The organism is Variovorax sp. WDL1 (genome assembly GCF_001541225.1).
Lineage (GTDB): Bacteria > Pseudomonadota > Gammaproteobacteria > Burkholderiales > Burkholderiaceae_C > Variovorax.
Map to the genome: position 1 here is coordinate 1 of NZ_LMTS01000072.1, position 1,185 is coordinate 1,185.

General features: G+C 69.5%; 1 protein-coding gene. It reads left to right on the forward strand.

Translation table 11 applies throughout. The annotated features are described in order from the left end of the window. Nucleotides 1–16: 16 nt before the first annotated feature. Nucleotides 17–1,185, forward strand: a 1,169-nt coding sequence (locus APY03_RS09980; RefSeq protein ID WP_068676346.1) for an acetyl-CoA C-acyltransferase, incomplete at its 3' end; no start/stop codon positions are given.

The following is a 1,185-nucleotide window of genomic DNA, read 5'->3' on the forward strand; positions in this document are numbered from 1 at the left end:
TGCAAAGGACCTCACCATGACCCGCGCCGTCATCGTCTCCACCGCCCGCACGCCGCTCGCCAAGAGCTGGAAGGGCGCCTTCAACATGACGCACGGCGCCACGCTCGGCGGCCATGCCGTGCAGCACGCCGTGGCGCGCGCCGGCATCGACGCCGCGGAGGTCGACGACGTCATCATGGGCTGCGCCAACCCCGAGGGCGCCACCGGCGCCAACATCGCGCGGCAGATCGCCCTGCGCGCCGGCCTGCCCATCACCACCTCGGGCATGACCATCAACCGCTTCTGCTCCTCGGGCCTGCAGACCATCGCCAGCGCCGCGCAGCGCATCATCGCGGGCGAGGGCGAGGTCTACGTGGCCGGCGGCGTGGAGAGCATCTCGTGCGTGCAGAACGAGATGAACAAGCACATGCTGGCCGACCCCTGGCTGGTCAAGCACAAGCCGGAGATCTACTGGAACATGCTGCAGACCGCCGAGCAGGTGGCCAAGCGCTACGACATCGGGCGCGACGCCATGGACGAGTACGGCGCAGCCAGCCAGCAGAAGGCCGCTGCCGCGCTGGAGAAGGGCCTGTTCAAGGACGAGATCGCCCCCATCACCGTGCTGGCCGGCGTGGCCGACCCGGTGCTGGGCCTGCGCACCAAGGAAGTGACGGTGGAGAACGACGAGGGCATCCGCCCCGGCACCACCAAGGAAGGCATCAGCGGCATTCGCCCAGCCATGCCCGGCGGCCTGATCTCTGCGGGCAACGCCAGCCAGTTCTCCGACGGCGGCGGCGCCTGCGTGGTGATGGAGGAGAGCTATGCCGAGAAGAAGGGCCTGAAGCCCCTGGGCCGCTTCCTCGGCTTCGCGGTCGCGGGCTGCGAGCCCGACGAGATGGGCATCGGCCCGGTGTTCGCGATCCCCAAGGTGCTCAAGCGCCTGGGCCTGAAGATCGGCGACATCGACCTGTGGGAGCTCAACGAGGCGTTCGCGGTGCAGGTGATCTACTGCCGCGACAAGCTGGGCATTCCCGGCGACCGGTTGAACGTGAACGGCGGCGCCATCGCGGTGGGCCACCCCTACGGCGTGAGCGGCCAGCGGCTGACCGGCCATGCGCTGATCGAGGGCAAGCGCCGCGGCGCGAAGAAGGTCGTGGTGACGATGTGCATCGGCGGCGGCATGGGTGCGGCGGGGGTGTTCGAGGT